Genomic DNA, 16,716 nt, shown 5'->3' on the forward strand with positions numbered 1-16,716 from the left:
GGCGCCCCCGAAGGCCAGCGCCAGCTGACCACCACCGTGGCCTGGATGGACGACGAACCGCTGGTGCCCGGCCGCGTGTACTGGGCCCTGCACGGCCACCGCTGGGTCAAGGCCAAGGTGCAACGCGTGGTGCACCGCCTCAACGTCAACACCCTGGCCGAGGAAGAAGCCACCGAGCTGGCTCCCAACGCCATCGGCCATGTGACGCTGGCGCTGCAGGAACCTCTGGTCACACTGCCTTTTGCGCAATCGCGCATCCTGGGCGCGCTGGTGCTGGTGGACACGGCCAGCCACAAGACCTCAGGTGCGGTACTGGTCAACTGACTTGCGTCAACCCCAACTGCACCTTACCGATTAAAATCGCCGGCATCCGGCAGGAACGGCCTGCCTTGCCCCCTAACGAGTTCGACATGACCCACGTTGTTACCGAAAACTGTATCCGCTGCAAATACACCGACTGTGTGGACGTGTGCCCCGTCGATTGCTTCCGCGAAGGCCCAAACTTTCTGACCATCGACCCCGATGAGTGCATCGACTGCGCCGTGTGCATTCCCGAGTGCCCGGCCAACGCCATCTTTGCCGAAGAAGATCTGCCCAAGGATCAGCAGCACATGACCGCGCTCAATGCCGAACTGGCCCTGCTGCCCAACTGGAAGAGCATCACCAAGCGCAAAGCCCCTTTGCCAGACGCTGACGACTGGAAAGACAAAACCGGCAAGCTGGCCGAACTGGTCCGCTGACACACCCCATGCCTACCCCGATCAACACCGATGCCCTTGTGATCGGGGCAGGCCCGGTAGGCCTGTTCCAAGCCTTCCAGCTCGGTCTGCAGGGCATTGCGTGCCACATCGTCGACGCCCTGCCCCATGCAGGTGGCCAGTGCACCGAGCTCTACGCCGACAAACCCATTTACGACATTCCCGGTATTCCGGTCTGCACCGGCCGCGAACTCGTCGAGCGCCTGCAGCAGCAGATCGCACCCTTCAAGCCCACGTTGCACTTGGGCCAGACCATTGAAACCCTTCAAGCCACCGCCGATGGTCGCTGGTCCGTCAGCAGCCAAACCGGTGCCGCGTGGGTCGCCAAAACCGTGTTCATTGCTGCTGGCGTGGGCGCCTTTGTGCCGCGCAGCTTGCCCATAGAAGGCTTGCAGCCTTACATGGGCCGTCAAGTGTGGTTTGGTTCACAAGAACTCCCCAGCTTTGCAGGCCAGCACCTGGTGGTGACAGGCGACGGCGACAGTACCCTGCAAACCTGCCTGGATGCCCTGGGCCAAGCCGCCAGCATCACCTTGATGCACCGACGTGAACACTTTAGCGCCAGTGCTGAGCGCATACAGGCCTTCCAAACTGCACAGGACGCAGGACAGATACGCTTTGTCGCTGGCCAGCCCACGGGAGTGGACACCACGGCCGATCGTTTGACCGCCCTTCGCTACTTGAACACCGAAGGCGAAGAAATCGCTTTGCCCTGCGACCAGCTGGTTATGGCCCTGGGCCTGTCGCCCAAACTGGGGCCTGTCGCCCAGTGGGGGCTGGACATGGAACGCAAACAGTTGCAGGTCAACACCGAAACCTTTGCCACCAGCGCTCCGGGCATTTTTGCGGTGGGCGACATCAACACCTATCCTGGCAAGAAAAAGCTGATCCTTTGCGGTTTTCACGAAGCCACGCTCGCAGCTTTTGGCGCAGCCGCCCATCTGTGGCCGCAGGACAAAACCCTGCTGCAGTACACCACCACCTCGACCACGCTGCACAAGCGTCTGGGTCTGCTTTAGAATCCACCCACCTGCCCGGTCGCCGACGGGGCAGCGTTCGCTAGGGGTGTTGGGTCGTCACAGACCCGACTGAGAAAGTCCCTTTGAACCTGATTGAGGTAATCCTCGCGCAGGGAAGCTGTACACACCGGGCCTCCGGCTGTGTTCCATTTGCTCACCTGCGCCCGTGATGCCTCGCACGGAGAGTGTGGATGAAAGACATCAAAATGACCCATCGGTATCCACGGGTGCTGACCATAGCTGGCTCGGACAGTGGCGGTGGCGCCGGTATTCAGGCCGACCTCAAGACCATGTCGGCGTTGGGCTGTTTCGGCATGAGCGCCATCACGGCGCTGACCGCGCAAAACACCACCGGGGTGCGAGCCATTCATGCCGTCCCCCCAGAAATGCTGACCGACCAGATTGATGCTGTGGTGGAAGACATCGGCGTCGATGCGGTCAAGATCGGCATGCTCCACGGCCCTGACATCGTGCAGGCCGTGGCCAACGCCATCGACAAACACCAGCTGCGCCGCGTGGTGCTGGACCCGGTCATGGTTGCCACCAGCGGCGCCGTGCTGATTGACAACCCGGCCATCCAGGCCTTGGTGCAACTGCTCTTCCCACGTGTTGACATCATCACGCCCAATCTGGACGAAGCGGGGTTGCTGGTGGGCCGCACGCTGCACAACGAGCACGACATGCAGCAGGCCGCCCAGCAACTGCTGGACATGGGAGCGCCTGCCGTGCTGCTCAAAGGCGGTCACCTGCAAGGCGACACCGTCAGTGACCTGTTCATCACCCGCACGGGGCACACACAGTGGCTGCGGGCCCCCCGCATCCACAGCCACAACACGCACGGCACGGGTTGCACCCTGTCGTCCGCCATGGCTTCGCACCTGGCTTTGGGTCACAGCTTGCCTGAAGCGATTGCACAAGCTCACCGCTACATCCGACAGGCGCTGCAATCCGGTGCTTCGGTACGTACCGGCCACGGCAGCGGCCCGCTCAATCACCTCAGCGCACCGGTGCCCATGCACCTGCGTCCTTTGAACATCTCCAACGAAAGCCTCTGATGAATACTTCTTCCAATGCTTCGCTGACGCCCATCGGGGCTGATCAGCGTGTTTTTTCAGGCATGTCCCATGCCTCCCTCTGGTTCAGCCTCGGCGTGGGCTTGCTGGTCATGCAAGTGGGCTCGTATCTGGTGCCGAGTGTGGGCACACAAGATGCCATCTTGGCCATCCTGATCGGCTCGGTGCTGGGTTCTGCCTTGCTGGCCTGGACCGCCAAGCTCGGCTGCACCACCGGTTTGTCCAGCGCGGGCTTGATGCATCACACCTTCGGCAGCAGCTTTGCACGCCTGCCGGTCATCCTCAATATTGTTCAACTGATCGGCTGGACCAGCTTTGAACTGGTGGTCATGCGCGACGGCACAGGCGCTCTGGGCCAGAAAATCTGGGGCATTACCCTGTCGCCAGTCCTCACCACATTGCTGTGGGGTGGCTTGCTGACTTTGCTCATGACCGCTTCCATGCTGACCCTGGTGCGGCAATTTGTCAGTCGTGTGGGACTGCCCCTGGTGATCGCCTCTTTGCTGTGGCTGAGCTGGCAGTTCTGGCACAAACTCGACGCACAAGGCATCGCCGCATTCATGCAACGCCCTGGAAACGGTGGCATGGGCATGCTCTCGGCTGTTGATCTGGTCATGGCCATGCCCATTTCCTGGCTACCTCTGGTGGCTGATTACGCCCGCTACGGCAAGAGTGGCCGCAGCACTTTTGGCGGCACCTGGCTGGGCTACGCCATCGCCAACATATGGTGCTATGGTCTGGGCGTGCTGGTGGTCAGCGTGTCCGAGCCGGGAACCGACATGGTCACCGCACTGCTGCTGGCCCAAGGCGGCCTGGTGGCTTTGGGCCTGATTTTGCTGGACGAGCTGGACAACGCCTATGGCGATGTGCACTCTGCTGGCGTCAGCACCCAAAGCCTGCTGGGTGGCAGCCTCAAGACCTGGACCCTGGGCCTGGCCGTGCTCAGCACGCTGCTGGCCATGGTGCTGCCGATGCACAGCCTGGAGCCCTTCTTGCTGATGCTCAGTTCCGTGTTTGTACCGTTGTACGGCGTGATTCTGGGTCGTTTGGCCTGCAGTTCCTGCACCGCCGACACCTCGGGTAAAACCATCGACTGGAGCGCCGCAGCCCTGTGGCTGCTGGGGGTGGTCTGCTTCCATAGCGTGGCAAAGTGGGCCCCACAACTGGGCTCCGCACTGCCCACACTGACGCTGACTTTTACGTTGGCCTGGTTGACGCGCACACGTCGCCGCTGAAGTTAAACTGTCCAGCAAAAAGCCCGCTGCATGGTGCAAGCGGGCTTTTTTGTGAGCACTGAAAGATCAGGGCCGCTGCATCTCGCAGTTGGTCGGCATGCTCACCTGCTCGGGCGACAGACGCTTGATGATCTTGAAGCCGTAATCGGAGCCTTCCACGCCAAACGGCACGCCAGGCGTGCCTTTGCGTTGCATGACGGCCACCATCAAAGGCTGTTGAAACTGGTGGTCCTGCTCGCGCATGAAGCCGGCTTGTCCGGCAAGACTGGTCTGAGCGTTTTCAAGAGCCTTGCCCACAGCCACCGCATCGGTAGAGCCCGCCTTGTCAATGGCACGGGCCAAGGCCTGAATCATCATGTGCATGCGCAGATGAGCATAGTCTTGTGCGGGGTCCGGGAAACGCTTGAGAAAGCGCTTGTAAAAAGACTCGCTCGCTGCACCAGGAGCATTGGGCATCCACTCGGCTACCGCCACCACACGATCCACACCCGCCTCGCCAATGGCTGCAGGTGCTCCCAAGGCATTGCCGTAGAAGGTGTAGAACTTGCCCTCAAAACCCCCGTCGCGTGCCGCCTTGACGAGCAACGTGAGGTCATTGCCCCAGTTGCCCGTGATCACCGCTTGTGCGCCGCTGGCCTTGATCTTGGAGATGTAGGGCAGAAAGTCCTTGATCTTGCCGATGGGATGCAAATCTTCACCGACCACCTGGACATCGCTGCGTTTGGACTGCAACTGGCGGCGCGCCTCACTCACCACTGCACGGCCAAAGCTGTAGTCCTGACCGATCAGGTAGACCGAGCGCACCTCTTGATCCGCACGCAGCACCTCCATGAGCGCGGTCATGCGCATATCAGCGTGCGCATCAAAACGGAAGTGCCAGAAGCTGCAGCGGTCATTGGTCAAGGACGGTTCGACCGCAGCGTAGTTCAAAAACAGGACACGACGCTGCGGGTCGCGTTTGTTGTGCTTGTTGATGGCCTCGATCAGTGCTGTGGCCGTAGCGCTGGAGTTGCCTTGCAAGATGTAGGAGGCACCATCCTGCACAGCCGCTTGCAGAGCAGTCAAGGCAGCCTCGTTGTTGCTTTTGCTGTCGTACTGCAACAGCGCCAGCGGTCGCTTGCCTTGGGCAGTGTTCACACCCCCACTTGCATTGACCTCTTCAATGGCCATGGTGAGATTGCGCACCACAGCGGCACCCGTGTTGCCAAAGGGACCACTCAAGCCCTCAATCAAGGCCAGCTTGATGGGCTGGGCAGACCAGGCTGCTGAGTTTGTCAAGAACGCCAGCAAAACAATCGTAAAGCGCGCAAACACGCGCAAGGTAGCGGTACGGGTCATGGATCCATTTCCTATGGAATTTAGATTTAAAAACAAAGACTTAGCCCTTGACGGAGCGTGCAGTTTAACGGGTACGGCTGACGCGTAAATCAGCTCATCATTTCAGGCCAGCTGATGCAGTGGCCAACGCGGTTTGACATCGAACGCGTATTCATATTCAGGCGTAGCCAAACCTGTTTGCATGCGCATGGCGGCAGCCATGGCAATCATGGCGCCGTTATCAGTGCACAAGTGCAATTCCGGGTAATGCACACGCACTGCGCGCTTGGCGCAAGCTTCATTGAGTTGTTCGCGCAATCGGCGGTTGGCGCCCACGCCACCCGCCACCACCAGTCGCTTGAGGCCTGTGTGCTCCAGCGCGGACATGGACTTTTTCAAGAGCACCTCGACGATGGCCGCTTGCGTGCTGGCCGCCAAGTCTGCTCGCTCGACGCTGCCTTCTTGCAGCACCTGCGGGCCAATTTTCTGGCTCTGGGTGAGCACCGCAGTTTTGAGTCCGGCAAACGAAAAATCAAAGTCACCACTGTGCAACAGTGGCCTAGGCAATTTGTAGGCAGACGCGTTGCCCTGCTCAGCCAGGCGAGACAAGCCTGGGCCACCTGGGTAGGGCAGGCCCAGCAACTTGGCCGACTTGTCAAAAGCTTCCCCAGCCGCATCGTCAATCGTCTCCCCCAACAAGGTGTATTGACCAACACCGTCCACGCGCATGAGCTGGGTATGACCACCCGACACCAGCAGCGCAACAAAAGGAAATTCGGGCGGGTCTTCGCTCAAAAATGGCGAGAGCAAATGCCCTTCCAGGTGATGGATGCCGAGCACCGGTTTGTTCAACGCTGCAGCCAGCGCACACGCAACACCCGAGCCCACCAGCAAAGCCCCGGCCAGACCGGGCCCTCGCGTGTAGGCCACCACGTCCACATCGGCCAGGGTCCGGCCAGCGCTGGTCAACACCTCGCGCGTGAGCGGCAGCACACGTCGAATATGGTCGCGACTGGCCAGCTCGGGCACCACGCCGCCATAAGCCTGATGCATGGAGATTTGGCTATGCAGTGCATGTGCCAAAAGTTGCGGCCAGCCCCGCTCGGCGGTCTGCACCAGCGCCACCCCGGTTTCGTCGCAAGAAGATTCAATGCCCAAAATTTGCATAGCAGCTAGTTTAAGTGGCACATGGGCCTGCCCGATGGCTCTGGCCATAATGATGCAATCACCCTGAGGACAATGCCCATGAGCACCACACTGCGACTGATTTCGTCCATGGCCACACAAGCTGTGCTGACTGACCTGATCACACTCTATGCACAACAGGCACCGGGCGTACGCGTGAGCCTGGAGTCAGCAGGCGGTGTCGATGTTGCCAAACGGGTCCAGGCCGGTGAAGCCTTTGATCTTGTGGCTTTGGCGAGCAACGCTATCGACAAGCTCATGGACAGTGGCCATGTGCTTTCAGGCAGCCGCGCCGACCTGGTGGTCTCCGATGTGGCTGTTGCCGTGCGTGCGGGTCAACCAGTGCCAGACATTGCCACTGAGGCAGCCCTGAAAGCAGCAGTCCTGGCTGCCCCGACGGTAGGCTACTCCACCGGGCCCAGCGGCACGCAACTTCTCAAGTTGTTTGAACGTTGGGGCATTGCTGATCAGATGGCGCCCAGACTGGTTCAGTCCAAGCCAGGCGTCCCTGTCGGCGCTCTGGTTGCCCAAGGCGAGGTCTCGCTTGGCTTTCAGCAGCGCAGCGAAATGCTGGGGGTAGATGGCATCACCCTGATCGGCGGTATGCCCAAAGGGACGGAAATCATCACCATCTTCTCCGGCGCTGTGGCCAGCACCTGCCAGCACCCCGAGGTCGCGCGGGCCCTGTTGGCCTTCTGGCAGTCCAGCGCCTGCGACACGCTCAAGCGAGAACACGGCATGGACCCGGCCTAAAGCTGACTCCCCTGGGCTTCATTCAGCATATAGCCAATTTGTATTTTGAAAGTGATTCGTTAGATTAGAAAATTCTGAGCATTGCATCTTCCGATCTGACATGAACCCGATCCCCCTTCCTCGTTGCACCCTGGTGGGCGCCGGCCCCGGCGACCCGGAGCTGCTGAACCTCAACTCTGCAAAAGCCATTGCCGGCGCCACCGTGCTGCTGGTGGACGACCTGGTCAACGACGCTGTGCTGGAACACGCCAAACCCGACGCCCGCATCATTCATGTGGGTAAACGCGGCGGCTGCGCCAGCACGCCTCAGGCCTTCATCCACAAGCTGATGGTGCAAGCCGTGCGCGAAGGCGAAACCGTGGTGCGCCTGAAGGGTGGCGACCCCTTCATTTTTGGGCGTGGTGGTGAAGAGGTGGAACACCTGCGCGAAGAGGGCATTGAGGTCGAGGTCATCAACGGCATCACATCCGGTCTGGCCGGCTTGTCCAGCTTGGGCGCACCGCTCACCCACCGCGATCGGGCGCATGGTGTGGTGTTCGTCACCGGCCATGCCAAACCAGGCGATGCAGGCACCGACTGGGCTGCGCTCGCCCACACTGCGCATCAAGCCAAGCTCACACTGGTGATCTACATGGGCGTGAGCAGCCTGCACCACATTCAAGACGGCCTCCTGGAAGGCTTGCCCACCAGCACTCCAGTGGCGATTGTGCAAAACGCCAGCTTGCCGCATCAACGCGAAGCCCTGACCACATTGGGCCAGCTGACCGACACCATGACACGTGAAGGCCTGCAAAGCCCCAGCATCATCGTGGTGGGCGACGTGGTGCAAGGTGCACGGGCGTGGCAAGCCGCACCGACGGCTTATCAACGCGCAGCCTGAGGCTCTCGCCTACACTTGCACCCCATGAACAACACATGGGATGCGGTCATTGTCGGGGCCGGCGCTGCCGGCCTTTTTTGCGCTGGCGTGGCGGGCCCGGCCGGCCGGAAGGTATTGGTGCTGGACCACAGCACCAAGGTGGCCGAAAAGGTGCGTATTTCAGGCGGGGGGCGTTGCAACTTCACCAACCGCAACCTGGACTCCACCGCTCCCCACAAACATTACCTGGGCCAGAACCCGCATTTTTGCCGTTCTGCCCTGTCGCGCTACACGCCGCAGGACTTTATCGAGCTGGTCCAAAAACACGGCATTGCCTTTCACGAAAAACACAAGGGCCAGCTGTTTTGCGACCATTCTGCCGACGACATCATCCGTCTGCTGCTGGCCGAATGCGATGCAGGGGGCGTGACCCGCTGGCAACCCTGCGGCGTGCAAACAGTCCAGTACAACGACGGCGTGTATGAACTCAGTACTGACCGCGGCCCTGTGCGCACCCGTGCCTTGGTGGTGGCCACGGGAGGTCTGTCCATTCCCAAAATGGGTGCCACAGGCTGGGGTTACGAGGTGGCACAGCAGTTTGGTCTGCGCTTAGTCGAGCGCCGTCCCGGTCTGGTCCCGCTGACCTTTGATGGCGCCGCGTGGGCGCCCTACGCCCAACTGGCGGGACTGGCTTTGCCTGTGGGCATCGAAACCGGCGAGAAAAAGCACCGCCAGCACTTTGACGAAGACTTGCTCTTCACCCATCGCGGCCTGTCGGGCCCTGCAGTGCTGCAAATTTCCAGTTACTGGCAGGATGGGCAGCCCATACGCCTGAACCTGGCTCCCGAAGTCGACTTGCCCTCACGTCTGCAAGACGCCAAACAACGCTCCAAGAAATTGCTGGTCAACGAACTCGGTCAACTGGTGCCCAGCCGCCTGGCCGAGGCTTGGGTCAGCCAGGATCCGGCTTTGCAGCGCACCTCTGCAGAAGTCCCGGACAAGTCCCTCAACAAGCTGGCACAAGCCTTGTCGAGCTGGAGTCTGACGCCTACCGGCAGCGAGGGTTATCAAAAAGCCGAAGTCACCTTGGGTGGCGTGGACACACGCGACCTGTCCTCCCAAACCATGGAATCCAAACAACCGGGGCTGTACTTCATTGGCGAAGTGGTGGATGTGACGGGCTGGCTGGGCGGCTACAACTTCCAGTGGGCCTGGGCCAGCGCTTACGCCTGTGCGCAAGCCTTGGCCACTCGCGCGTGATCGCGTTATAATGGCGTTCTTTGCTGGCAAAACCCCGTCTGCCAAATACTAGTTCTGTGACGGGAAAACAGCCGGTATCGGAGTGTCAGGGCCCGATCTTCCCTGTTACTTGCGACCGGCACAATTTGGAAAATTGAGTCAATGACCACCATCCGTGTTAAAGAAAACGAGCCGTTTGACGTTGCCCTGCGTCGCTTCAAGCGCACCATCGAAAAACTGGGCCTGCTGACCGACCTGCGTGCCCGCGAGTTCTACGAAAAGCCCACCACCGAGCGCAAGCGCAAGAAGGCTGCCGCCGTCAAGCGTCATTACAAGCGCGTGCGCAGCATGCAGCTGCCCAAGAAGCTGTACTAAGCACTTCTTGCAAGACCTGCGGGTCTTCGCACAAGCCCGCTTTCGAGGACGCTCAAGCGGGCTTTGTTGTTTCTGCCCTCCCCATTTTTGACAGGAGACTCACCATGAGCCTGAAAGACCAGATCACCGAAGACATGAAGACCGCCATGCGCGCCAAAGACAGCGAGCGCCTGGGCACGATTCGTCTGCTGCAGGCAGCCATGAAGCAAAAGGAAGTGGACGAGCGCATCACCCTTGACGACGCCGGTGTGGTCGCCATCGTCGACAAGCTGATCAAGCAGCGCAAGGACTCGATTGCCGCCTTTGAAGGCGCTGGCCGTCAAGACCTGGCCGACAAGGAAAAGGCCGAAATGGCCGTGCTGCAGGTTTACCTGCCCGCGCGCCTGTCGGCTGAAGAAGTGGCCACCGAGGTCCGGGCTATCGTGGCCGAAATCGGTGCCAAAGGACCTAGTGATATGGGCAAAGTCATGGGCACAGTGAAAGCCAAGCTGGCCGGCAAGGCCGACATGGGCGAAGTGTCGGCGGCAGTGAAGGCAGCACTGGCAGGTTGATCAGCTGCCCGCCACCTTCATCTTGTTGACCAGCACCGAGCCGATGCTCTTGGCGCCCATGTTGTAGACATCGGCGCCCACGGCTTCGATGCCCATGAACATATCTTTGAGGTTGCCAGCGATGGTGATCTCCTGCACCGGGAAGGCGATCTGGCCGTTCTCCACCCAGAAGCCACTGGCGCCACGTGAGTAGTCGCCGGTCACGTAGTTCACGCCCTGGCCCATGAGCTCGATCACGAACAGGCCAGTGCCCAGTTTGCGCAGCATCTCGTCGAGGTCGTCTCCCGCACGGGTCAGGCTCGACGTCAACGTCAGGTTGTGCGAGCCACCTGCGTTGCCGGTGGTGCGCATGCCCAGCTTGCGGGCCGAGTAGCTCGACAGGAAGTAGCCCTCGACTTTGCCGTCGGCCACCACGTCACGCGGGGCCGAGCGCACGCCTTCGTCATCGAACGGCGAACTGCCTTTGCCACGCAGCAGGTAGGGGTCCTCATGAATGTGGATGTGCTTGGGGAAAACTTGTTTGCCCAGCGAGTCCACCAGAAAACTGCTCTTGCGGTACAACGCACCGCCGCTCACACCTTGCACAAAACCGCCCAGCAGGCCAGCGGCCACGGGCGACTCGAACAGCACCGGGCATTCGGTGGTCGGGATCTTGCGGGCGCCCAGGCGCGAGAGCGCACGCTCTGCGGCGTAGCGGCCCACCGCCTCGGGCGAGGCCAGTTCTTCAGGGGCTCGCATGGACGAATACCAGGCGTCGCGCTGCATTTCGGCATTACGACCGGGCAACGAGGCGATGGGCGCGACCGAAATGCTGTGGCGCGAGCTGGCGTAGCCTCCCCGAAAGCCGTGCGTGTGGGCACTGAAGAAATGGCTTTGCTGGGCCGAGACCGCTGCGCCCTCGCTGTTGGTGATGCGGCGGCTGGTTTTCAGGGCTGCGGCCTCGCACTTCAGGGCCAGTTCGGCCGCCTGCTCGCTGGTGATGGCCCAAGGGTGGAACAAGTCCAGCTCGCGCGGCTCGGTTTCGATGTCACGTTCGTCGGGCAAGCCCGCCACGGGGTCTTCGGCGGTGAAGCGGGCAATGTCATACGCGGCCTGCACCGTGCGCTCGATGGCCTCTTGCGAAAAATCTGACGTGCTGGCGTTGCCCCGGCGATGGCCCACATAAACCGTCACGCCCAGTGATTTGTCGCGGTTGCGTTCCACGTTTTCCAGCTCGCCCTTGCGCACCGAGACGCTCAGACCACACCCCTCGGACGCTTCGGCGCCCGCATCGGTTGCGCCCAATTTTTTGGCATGGGCCAAAGCACGGTCAACCAGGTGTTCAAAGGTTTCACGGCTGTAGCTGAAACCCGACTGCTGCAGGTCGATGGATGAAGTGGAGTTTTTTGTGGTCTTGCTCATGGTGGCAGCTATGATACTTGCCAGCACCTATTGAAGATGGCCGCCAAGGCCAATGACCTGACCCATGTCCCGTAAACCCAAAAAAGGCTATTTCGTCAAAGGCCACTTCGTGGCCGAAGGCAGCGAACTGGACCAAGAGCTCAAGCTGGCCATGAAGTGGGGCCAGTCCACCAGCAAAACCGACGCCAAACGCGAAAGCGAAGAGCTGCAAGAGCTGGGCGAAGCCCTGTTGACCCTGCGCAGCGACTTGTTCAAGCCCCTGCCCTTGACCGACAAGCTGGCCGAAGCCCTGGCTGACGCCAAACGCATCACCAATTTCGAAGGCAAACGCCGGCAGATGCAGTTCATCGGCAAGCTGATGCGCCTGCAAGACCCCGAAACGTTGGACGCCGTGCGCCACGCGCTGGAGCTGCAGCGCCTGGGTCACAGCTACGACACCGAGCAGCTGCACCTGGCCGAGCAATGGCGCGACCGGCTGATCGACAACGACGACGCAGTCCAGGAGTGGATTGCCCAGCATCCTGGCACCGACATCCAGCAGCTGCGCGCCCTGGTGCGCCAGGCCCGCAAGGATGCGCCGCCACCCGACAAAGCCGCCGTTTCCCAAGGCTTGGCCCCACGACAAGGCCGCGCCTACCGCGAAATATTCCAACTCGTCAAAACCACGCTCAAAAGCGAGGCCAGCCCTGACGACACCAGCGAAGAAGACCACGATGAGTAACGCCCCCATGCACGACACCATCAAGATCGGTATCGTCTCCATCAGCGACCGCGCCAGTAGCGGCGTTTATGAAGACAAGGGGCTTCCCGCACTGCAGGAATGGCTGAACAAGGCCTTGCTCAACCCGATCGAGTTCGAGCCACGTTTGATTGCGGACGAAAAAGACACCATCAGCGCGGCCTTGATCGAGCTGGTAGACGCCGGTTGCGCCCTCGTGCTGACCACAGGCGGCACTGGCCCCGCCAAACGCGACGTGACGCCTGAGGCCACCCTGGCCGTGGCCGACAAGGAAATGCCCGGTTTTGGCGAACAAATGCGCCAGATCAGCCTGCGCTTTGTGCCTACGGCCATCCTCTCGCGTCAGGTAGCGGTGATTCGAGGCAACAGCCTGATCATCAACTTGCCCGGTCAACCCAAATCGATTGCCGAAACGCTCGAAGGTCTCAAGGATGAGAGCGGCAAATCTGTGGTGCCAGGCATTTTTGCGGCAGTGCCCTATTGCGTGGACCTGATTGGCGGCCCCTACATCGAAACACGCGAAGACGTCTGCAAAGCCTTCCGTCCCAAAACAGCCATTCGTCCACCACGCAACGCATGACCCCTAAGAACGACCAGCCTGTCCAACTCAGCGGTTGGCGCCTGAAGTGGTACACCATCATTTTTGAAGCGGATACCACAGCAGGTCGGCGCTTCGACCTGCTTCTGATCTGGCTCATTTTGATCAGCGTAGCTGTGGTCATGATTGACAGCGTTCATGGCCTGGACGGAGCCTACAGGCCCGTGTTTCTTGACTTTGAGTGGCTATTCACTCTTGTGTTCACCGCCGAATACTTGGCGCGACTGGTGTGCAACCCCGCCCCCATGCGTTACGCCTTGAGCTTTTTCGGACTGATCGACCTGATTTCTGTCCTGCCCACTTACCTGGCGCTGTTTTTCCCTGAAGTCTATGCACTCGTGGATGTGCGGGTGCTGCGGCTGCTGCGCATTTTCCGTGTGCTCAAGCTGGCCGAATATGTGCAGGAGTACCAGACCTTGGGGCTGGCCCTTGCAGCCAGTCGCCGCAAAGTGATGGTGTTTTTGTCGGCTGTCCTCATGGTGGTGGTGGTCATGGGGACCGTCATGTATGTGGTTGAAGGACCGGAAAACGGTTTCACCAGCATTCCCACCGCGATTTACTGGGCCATCACCACCATGACGACGGTGGGTTTTGGTGACATCACCCCCAAAACCGACCTTGGCCGCTTCATTTCTTCCATCATGATGCTGCTGGGCTGGGGCACGCTGGCCGTCCCCACAGGAATCGTGACTGCCGAGATGACCCAGCGGCGCAAACCCCTGGAGCCCACCACGCGCACCTGTCATGTCTGCCTGACAGAAGGCCACCGCGCCGATGCCCTGTATTGCCGCCATTGCGGCCATCGGCTGCCGGAGTATTTGCACGAGTCTGAGGCAGACTAAGTAAGCACAGTCTGGCCAGCGCCTGGGGTAGAGATCTGCTTTTTGTATAATGTGGATTCTCTGGCAAGAGCGACAGCAGCACCTCCGAGCCGGCCAACGCGCAAAAGCAGCCCCTTTGGGCAGGCCACATATTCGCAAGGACTGCATTCCAAATGATCGCCCTCCCCCTTGCCTTCGCAGCCAAACGCCCTATTTAAGGGCTGTATGTCTGTATCTAACGTCTAGCCCGCGCCGGGTTGTATTGGCGCTGACTGTGTCCGTGTTTTCCTTTGTCCGATTGTTGTATTGAGGTGTTTGCATGCCCGCACAAAAGCCGAAGAAGTCCGTCCAGAGCACTGCCAAAACCAAGCCTGTAGCCAAGAAGGCTGCAGCCAAACCGGCTGCCAAGCCTGCCGTCAAGGCCGCTGCCCCAAAAGCCAGCGCCAAGCCAGCAAGCAAAGCCAAACCCGTCGCGAGCCCAGCTAAAACAAGCACCAAGAAAGTAGCATCCGTGCCCGCCGCGAAAAAAACCACCAGCAAAGCCGCTGAAGAAAAGAAAACCACCAAAGCCAAGGCCACCGAAGCCGAAGTGAAGAAGGCCACAAAAACCAAAGCTGCAGCAGAAGACAAGCCTGCCAAAGCCGCCAAGACCACACCACCGGAGAAAAAGGCTGCGGCCAAAGCGCCAGCCAAACGCGGTCGCAAACCCAAAGCCGGCGCGCCCGTCTCTGAAGACGAAGACCTGTCGGATATCGAAGCAGACCTGGAGGGCGAAGAACCTGCGGTTGCTGAAGCGCCTGGTGAAAAGGTCAAACCCCTGCGCATGAAACTCAGCAAGGCCAAAGAGCGTGCCTTGATGAAGGAATTCGGTCTGGACGAAACTGTCCTGTCCGAGGAAGACATGGCCAAGCGTCGCCAGCGTCTGAAAACCCTGATCAAACTGGGCAAGACCCGTGGCTACCTGACCCACGGCGAAATTTCCGACCACTTGCCCGACAAGCTGGTCGATGCTGAAACGCTGGAAGTCGTGATCAGCATGCTCAACGACATGGGTGTGGCGGTTTACGAACAAACTCCGGATGCCGAAACCCTGCTGCTGGCCGGCAATGGTTCAACTGCAGCCACCGAAGAAGAAGCCGAGGAAGAAGCTGAAGCCGCCCTGTCCACGGTGGACAGTGAATTCGGCCGCACCACTGACCCGGTGCGCATGTACATGCGCGAAATGGGGACGGTCGAACTGCTGACTCGCGAGGGCGAAATTGAAATCGCCAAGCGTATCGAAGGCGGCTTGATGGACATGATGGAGGCGATCAGCGGCTCGCCTGCCACCATCGCCGAAATCCTGCGTCTGGCCAATGAGATCCGCGAAGGAAAAATCGTCATCTCCACCATCGTGGACGGCTTTGTCAACAGTGGCGAAGCTGACGACTACGTGGCCGAAGAAGACTTCGACGAATTCGACGAGGCCGATGACGACGATGGCAAAGGCGGCTCCAAGGCTCTGACCAAGAAGCTCGAAGAACTCAAGAACCAGGCTCTTGAACGCTTCGATCGCATTGCACAGCTGTTCGAGAAAGTGCACAAGGTCTATGACAAGGATGGCTGGGGCACCCCCAACTACCAAAAAGCCCAATCTGCCCTGTCCGCAGAGTTGATGACCATCCGCTTCACCGCCAAAACCATCGAGCAGTTGTGCGATATGGTGCGTGGCCAGGTGGAAGACATTCGCGTCAAGGAGCGCGAGTTGCGCCGAATCATCGTGGACAAGTGTGGCTACCCGCAAGACCAGTTCGTGGCCGAGTTCAGCGGTCGCGACAAAAACGGCAACCGCGTCGCTTCACAACTGCTCAACCTGCAGTGGATTGAGAAACAGGCTGCCTCAAGCAAGGCTTGGGCAAGCGTCATGGGTCGTAACATCCCGCCCGTGCAGGACATCCAGCAAAAGCTGATCGACCTGCAAGCCAACGTGGTGGTGCCTCTGGAAGAGCTCAAGGACATCAACAAGCGCATGAACGCTGGCGAACGTGCCAGCCGCGACGCCAAGAAAGAGATGATCGAGGCCAACTTGCGCCTGGTGATCTCGATTGCCAAGAAGTACACCAACCGTGGCCTGCAGTTCCTGGACCTGATTCAGGAAGGCAACATTGGTCTGATGAAGGCGGTGGACAAATTCGAATACCGCCGTGGCTACAAGTTCTCGACTTATGCCACCTGGTGGATCCGTCAGGCCATCACCCGCTCGATCGCGGACCAGGCTCGCACGATCCGCATTCCGGTGCACATGATCGAGACCATCAACAAGATGAACCGCATCTCGCGTCAGCACTTGCAGGAATTCGGCTTCGAGCCCGATGCCTCGATCCTGGCCGAGAAGATGGAAATGCCCGAGGACAAGATCCGCAAGATCATGAAAATCGCCAAGGAGCCGATCTCGATGGAAACCCCCATCGGCGACGACGACGATTCGCACCTGGGCGACTTCATCGAGGACACCATCCACACTGCGCCCGTGGAAGCGGCGCTGCAAGCGGGCCTGCGCGATGTGGTCAAGGACATCCTCGACAGCCTGACACCGCGCGAAGCCAAGGTGCTGCGCATGCGCTTCGGCATTGAAATGTCCACCGACCACACCCTGGAAGAAGTAGGCAAGCAATTTGACGTGACACGCGAGCGCATTCGTCAGATCGAAGCCAAGGCGCTGCGCAAGCTCAAGCACCCCAGCCGCAGCGACAAACTGCGCAGCTTCATGGATTCCAACTGATCCTGTGCACCCAGTAAACAAAAGGCTCCCCA

At 60.1% G+C, this 16,716-nt stretch carries 16 protein-coding genes, 1 pseudogene and 1 riboswitch; of the genes and pseudogenes, 14 read left to right on the plus strand and 3 right to left on the minus strand.

Annotated elements, in window-relative coordinates; all coding sequences use genetic code 11:
- The 5 genes and pseudogenes from AAFM15_RS03935 to AAFM15_RS03955 form a co-directional block, all read left to right on the plus strand.
- A pseudogene (locus AAFM15_RS03935) lies at positions 1-324 on the plus strand (sulfate adenylyltransferase); the annotation flags it as partial.
- An 86-nt stretch (positions 325-410) separates the two neighbouring features.
- Positions 411-740 (plus strand): ferredoxin FdxA, encoded by a 330-nt coding sequence (gene fdxA / locus AAFM15_RS03940; protein ID WP_341685399.1) that lies wholly within the window; start codon positions 411-413, stop codon positions 738-740.
- Between the two features lie 8 nt (positions 741-748).
- On the plus strand, positions 749-1,777 hold the full coding sequence (locus AAFM15_RS03945) for an NAD(P)/FAD-dependent oxidoreductase (protein ID WP_341685400.1): 1,029 nt from the start codon (positions 749-751) through the stop codon (positions 1,775-1,777).
- 32 nt (positions 1,778-1,809) lie between these two features.
- Positions 1,810-1,910: riboswitch (TPP riboswitch) on the plus strand.
- A 58-nt stretch (positions 1,911-1,968) separates the two neighbouring features.
- Entirely contained in the window at positions 1,969-2,832 is an 864-nt protein-coding gene (thiD, locus tag AAFM15_RS03950) for a bifunctional hydroxymethylpyrimidine kinase/phosphomethylpyrimidine kinase (protein WP_341685401.1), read from the plus strand.
- Positions 2,832-4,085 carry a cytosine permease gene (locus AAFM15_RS03955; protein WP_341685402.1) on the plus strand — a complete coding sequence of 418 codons (1,254 nt, stop codon included), beginning with the start codon at positions 2,832-2,834 and terminating at the stop codon, positions 4,083-4,085. Before thiD ends, AAFM15_RS03955 begins: the two co-directional genes overlap by 1 nt.
- A 66-nt stretch (positions 4,086-4,151) precedes the next feature.
- On the opposite strand, the gene AAFM15_RS03960 is transcribed toward AAFM15_RS03955, so the two are convergent.
- Positions 4,152-5,423, minus strand: coding sequence for a branched-chain amino acid ABC transporter substrate-binding protein (locus AAFM15_RS03960; protein WP_341685403.1), 1,272 nt, complete (start codon positions 5,421-5,423; stop codon positions 4,152-4,154).
- Between the two features lie 102 nt (positions 5,424-5,525).
- Positions 5,526-6,569, minus strand: a complete 1,044-nt coding sequence (gene tsaD / locus AAFM15_RS03965) for a tRNA (adenosine(37)-N6)-threonylcarbamoyltransferase complex transferase subunit TsaD (RefSeq protein WP_341685404.1) — start codon at positions 6,567-6,569, stop codon at positions 5,526-5,528.
- Positions 6,570-6,647: 78 nt separating this feature from the next.
- Between tsaD and AAFM15_RS03970 the strand changes: the two genes are divergently transcribed.
- The 5 genes from AAFM15_RS03970 to AAFM15_RS03990 all read left to right on the plus strand — a co-directional run bounded on the left by AAFM15_RS03970 (position 6,648) and on the right by AAFM15_RS03990 (position 10,364).
- Positions 6,648-7,340 (plus strand): substrate-binding domain-containing protein, encoded by a 693-nt coding sequence (locus tag AAFM15_RS03970; protein WP_341685405.1) that lies wholly within the window; start codon positions 6,648-6,650, stop codon positions 7,338-7,340.
- A 100-nt stretch (positions 7,341-7,440) separates the two neighbouring features.
- Positions 7,441-8,220: a uroporphyrinogen-III C-methyltransferase gene (cobA, locus tag AAFM15_RS03975; protein ID WP_341685406.1), complete on the plus strand. Its 780-nt coding sequence runs from the start codon at positions 7,441-7,443 to the stop codon at positions 8,218-8,220.
- Positions 8,221-8,244: 24 nt separating this feature from the next.
- Positions 8,245-9,459: an NAD(P)/FAD-dependent oxidoreductase gene (locus AAFM15_RS03980; RefSeq protein ID WP_341685407.1), complete on the plus strand. Its 1,215-nt coding sequence runs from the start codon at positions 8,245-8,247 to the stop codon at positions 9,457-9,459.
- A 141-nt stretch (positions 9,460-9,600) separates the two neighbouring features.
- Positions 9,601-9,813, plus strand: a complete 213-nt coding sequence (gene rpsU, locus AAFM15_RS03985) for a 30S ribosomal protein S21 (RefSeq protein WP_053175654.1) — start codon at positions 9,601-9,603, stop codon at positions 9,811-9,813.
- Between the two features lie 104 nt (positions 9,814-9,917).
- Positions 9,918-10,364 carry a GatB/YqeY domain-containing protein gene (locus tag AAFM15_RS03990; protein ID WP_341685408.1) on the plus strand — a complete coding sequence of 149 codons (447 nt, stop codon included), beginning with the start codon at positions 9,918-9,920 and terminating at the stop codon, positions 10,362-10,364.
- Here AAFM15_RS03990 and pmbA read toward each other — a convergent pair whose 3' ends face one another.
- Complete coding sequence (pmbA, locus tag AAFM15_RS03995; protein ID WP_341685409.1) at positions 10,365-11,765, minus strand: metalloprotease PmbA; 1,401 nt, start codon at positions 11,763-11,765, stop codon at positions 10,365-10,367. It abuts the gene before it with no gap.
- A 64-nt stretch (positions 11,766-11,829) separates the two neighbouring features.
- Between pmbA and yjgA the strand changes: the two genes are divergently transcribed.
- The 4 genes from yjgA (at position 11,830) to rpoD (ending at position 16,684) form a co-directional block, all read left to right on the plus strand.
- A complete protein-coding gene (gene yjgA / locus AAFM15_RS04000) occupies positions 11,830-12,486 on the plus strand; it encodes a ribosome biogenesis factor YjgA (RefSeq protein ID WP_341685410.1) in 657 nt (218 codons plus the stop codon).
- On the plus strand, positions 12,479-13,084 hold the full coding sequence (gene mog / locus AAFM15_RS04005; RefSeq protein WP_341685411.1) for a molybdopterin adenylyltransferase: 606 nt from the start codon (positions 12,479-12,481) through the stop codon (positions 13,082-13,084). Before yjgA ends, mog begins: the two co-directional genes overlap by 8 nt.
- A complete protein-coding gene (locus AAFM15_RS04010; RefSeq protein ID WP_341685412.1) occupies positions 13,081-13,944 on the plus strand; it encodes an ion transporter in 864 nt (287 codons plus the stop codon). Before mog ends, AAFM15_RS04010 begins: the two co-directional genes overlap by 4 nt.
- A gap of 298 nt (positions 13,945-14,242) precedes the next feature.
- A complete protein-coding gene (rpoD, locus tag AAFM15_RS04015; protein WP_341685413.1) occupies positions 14,243-16,684 on the plus strand; it encodes an RNA polymerase sigma factor RpoD in 2,442 nt (813 codons plus the stop codon).
- Positions 16,685-16,716: the final 32 nt, after the last annotated feature.

Origin of the sequence: Limnohabitans sp. (assembly GCF_038134685.1) — a bacterium.
In the GTDB taxonomy this organism is placed as follows: Bacteria; Pseudomonadota; Gammaproteobacteria; order Burkholderiales; family Burkholderiaceae_C; genus Limnohabitans_A.

Excerpts from the sequence above, each read along its gene's own strand:
- fdxA (WP_341685399.1), top strand. The coding sequence starts at position 411 with ATGACCCACGTTGTTACCGAAAACTGTATCCGCTGCAAATACACCGAC.
- AAFM15_RS03945 (WP_341685400.1), top strand. The coding sequence starts at position 749 with ATGCCTACCCCGATCAACACCGATGCCCTTGTGATCGGGGCAGGCCCG.
- thiD (WP_341685401.1), top strand. The coding sequence starts at position 1,969 with ATGAAAGACATCAAAATGACCCATCGGTATCCACGGGTGCTGACCATA.
- AAFM15_RS03955 (WP_341685402.1), top strand. The coding sequence starts at position 2,832 with ATGAATACTTCTTCCAATGCTTCGCTGACGCCCATCGGGGCTGATCAG.
- AAFM15_RS03960 (WP_341685403.1), bottom strand. The coding sequence starts at position 5,423 with ATGACCCGTACCGCTACCTTGCGCGTGTTTGCGCGCTTTACGATTGTT.
- tsaD (WP_341685404.1), bottom strand. The coding sequence starts at position 6,569 with ATGCAAATTTTGGGCATTGAATCTTCTTGCGACGAAACCGGGGTGGCG.
- AAFM15_RS03970 (WP_341685405.1), top strand. The coding sequence starts at position 6,648 with ATGAGCACCACACTGCGACTGATTTCGTCCATGGCCACACAAGCTGTG.
- cobA (WP_341685406.1), top strand. The coding sequence starts at position 7,441 with ATGAACCCGATCCCCCTTCCTCGTTGCACCCTGGTGGGCGCCGGCCCC.
- AAFM15_RS03980 (WP_341685407.1), top strand. The coding sequence starts at position 8,245 with ATGAACAACACATGGGATGCGGTCATTGTCGGGGCCGGCGCTGCCGGC.
- rpsU (WP_053175654.1), top strand. The coding sequence starts at position 9,601 with ATGACCACCATCCGTGTTAAAGAAAACGAGCCGTTTGACGTTGCCCTG.
- AAFM15_RS03990 (WP_341685408.1), top strand. The coding sequence starts at position 9,918 with ATGAGCCTGAAAGACCAGATCACCGAAGACATGAAGACCGCCATGCGC.
- pmbA (WP_341685409.1), bottom strand. The coding sequence starts at position 11,765 with ATGAGCAAGACCACAAAAAACTCCACTTCATCCATCGACCTGCAGCAG.
- yjgA (WP_341685410.1), top strand. The coding sequence starts at position 11,830 with ATGTCCCGTAAACCCAAAAAAGGCTATTTCGTCAAAGGCCACTTCGTG.
- mog (WP_341685411.1), top strand. The coding sequence starts at position 12,479 with ATGAGTAACGCCCCCATGCACGACACCATCAAGATCGGTATCGTCTCC.
- AAFM15_RS04010 (WP_341685412.1), top strand. The coding sequence starts at position 13,081 with ATGACCCCTAAGAACGACCAGCCTGTCCAACTCAGCGGTTGGCGCCTG.
- rpoD (WP_341685413.1), top strand. The coding sequence starts at position 14,243 with ATGCCCGCACAAAAGCCGAAGAAGTCCGTCCAGAGCACTGCCAAAACC.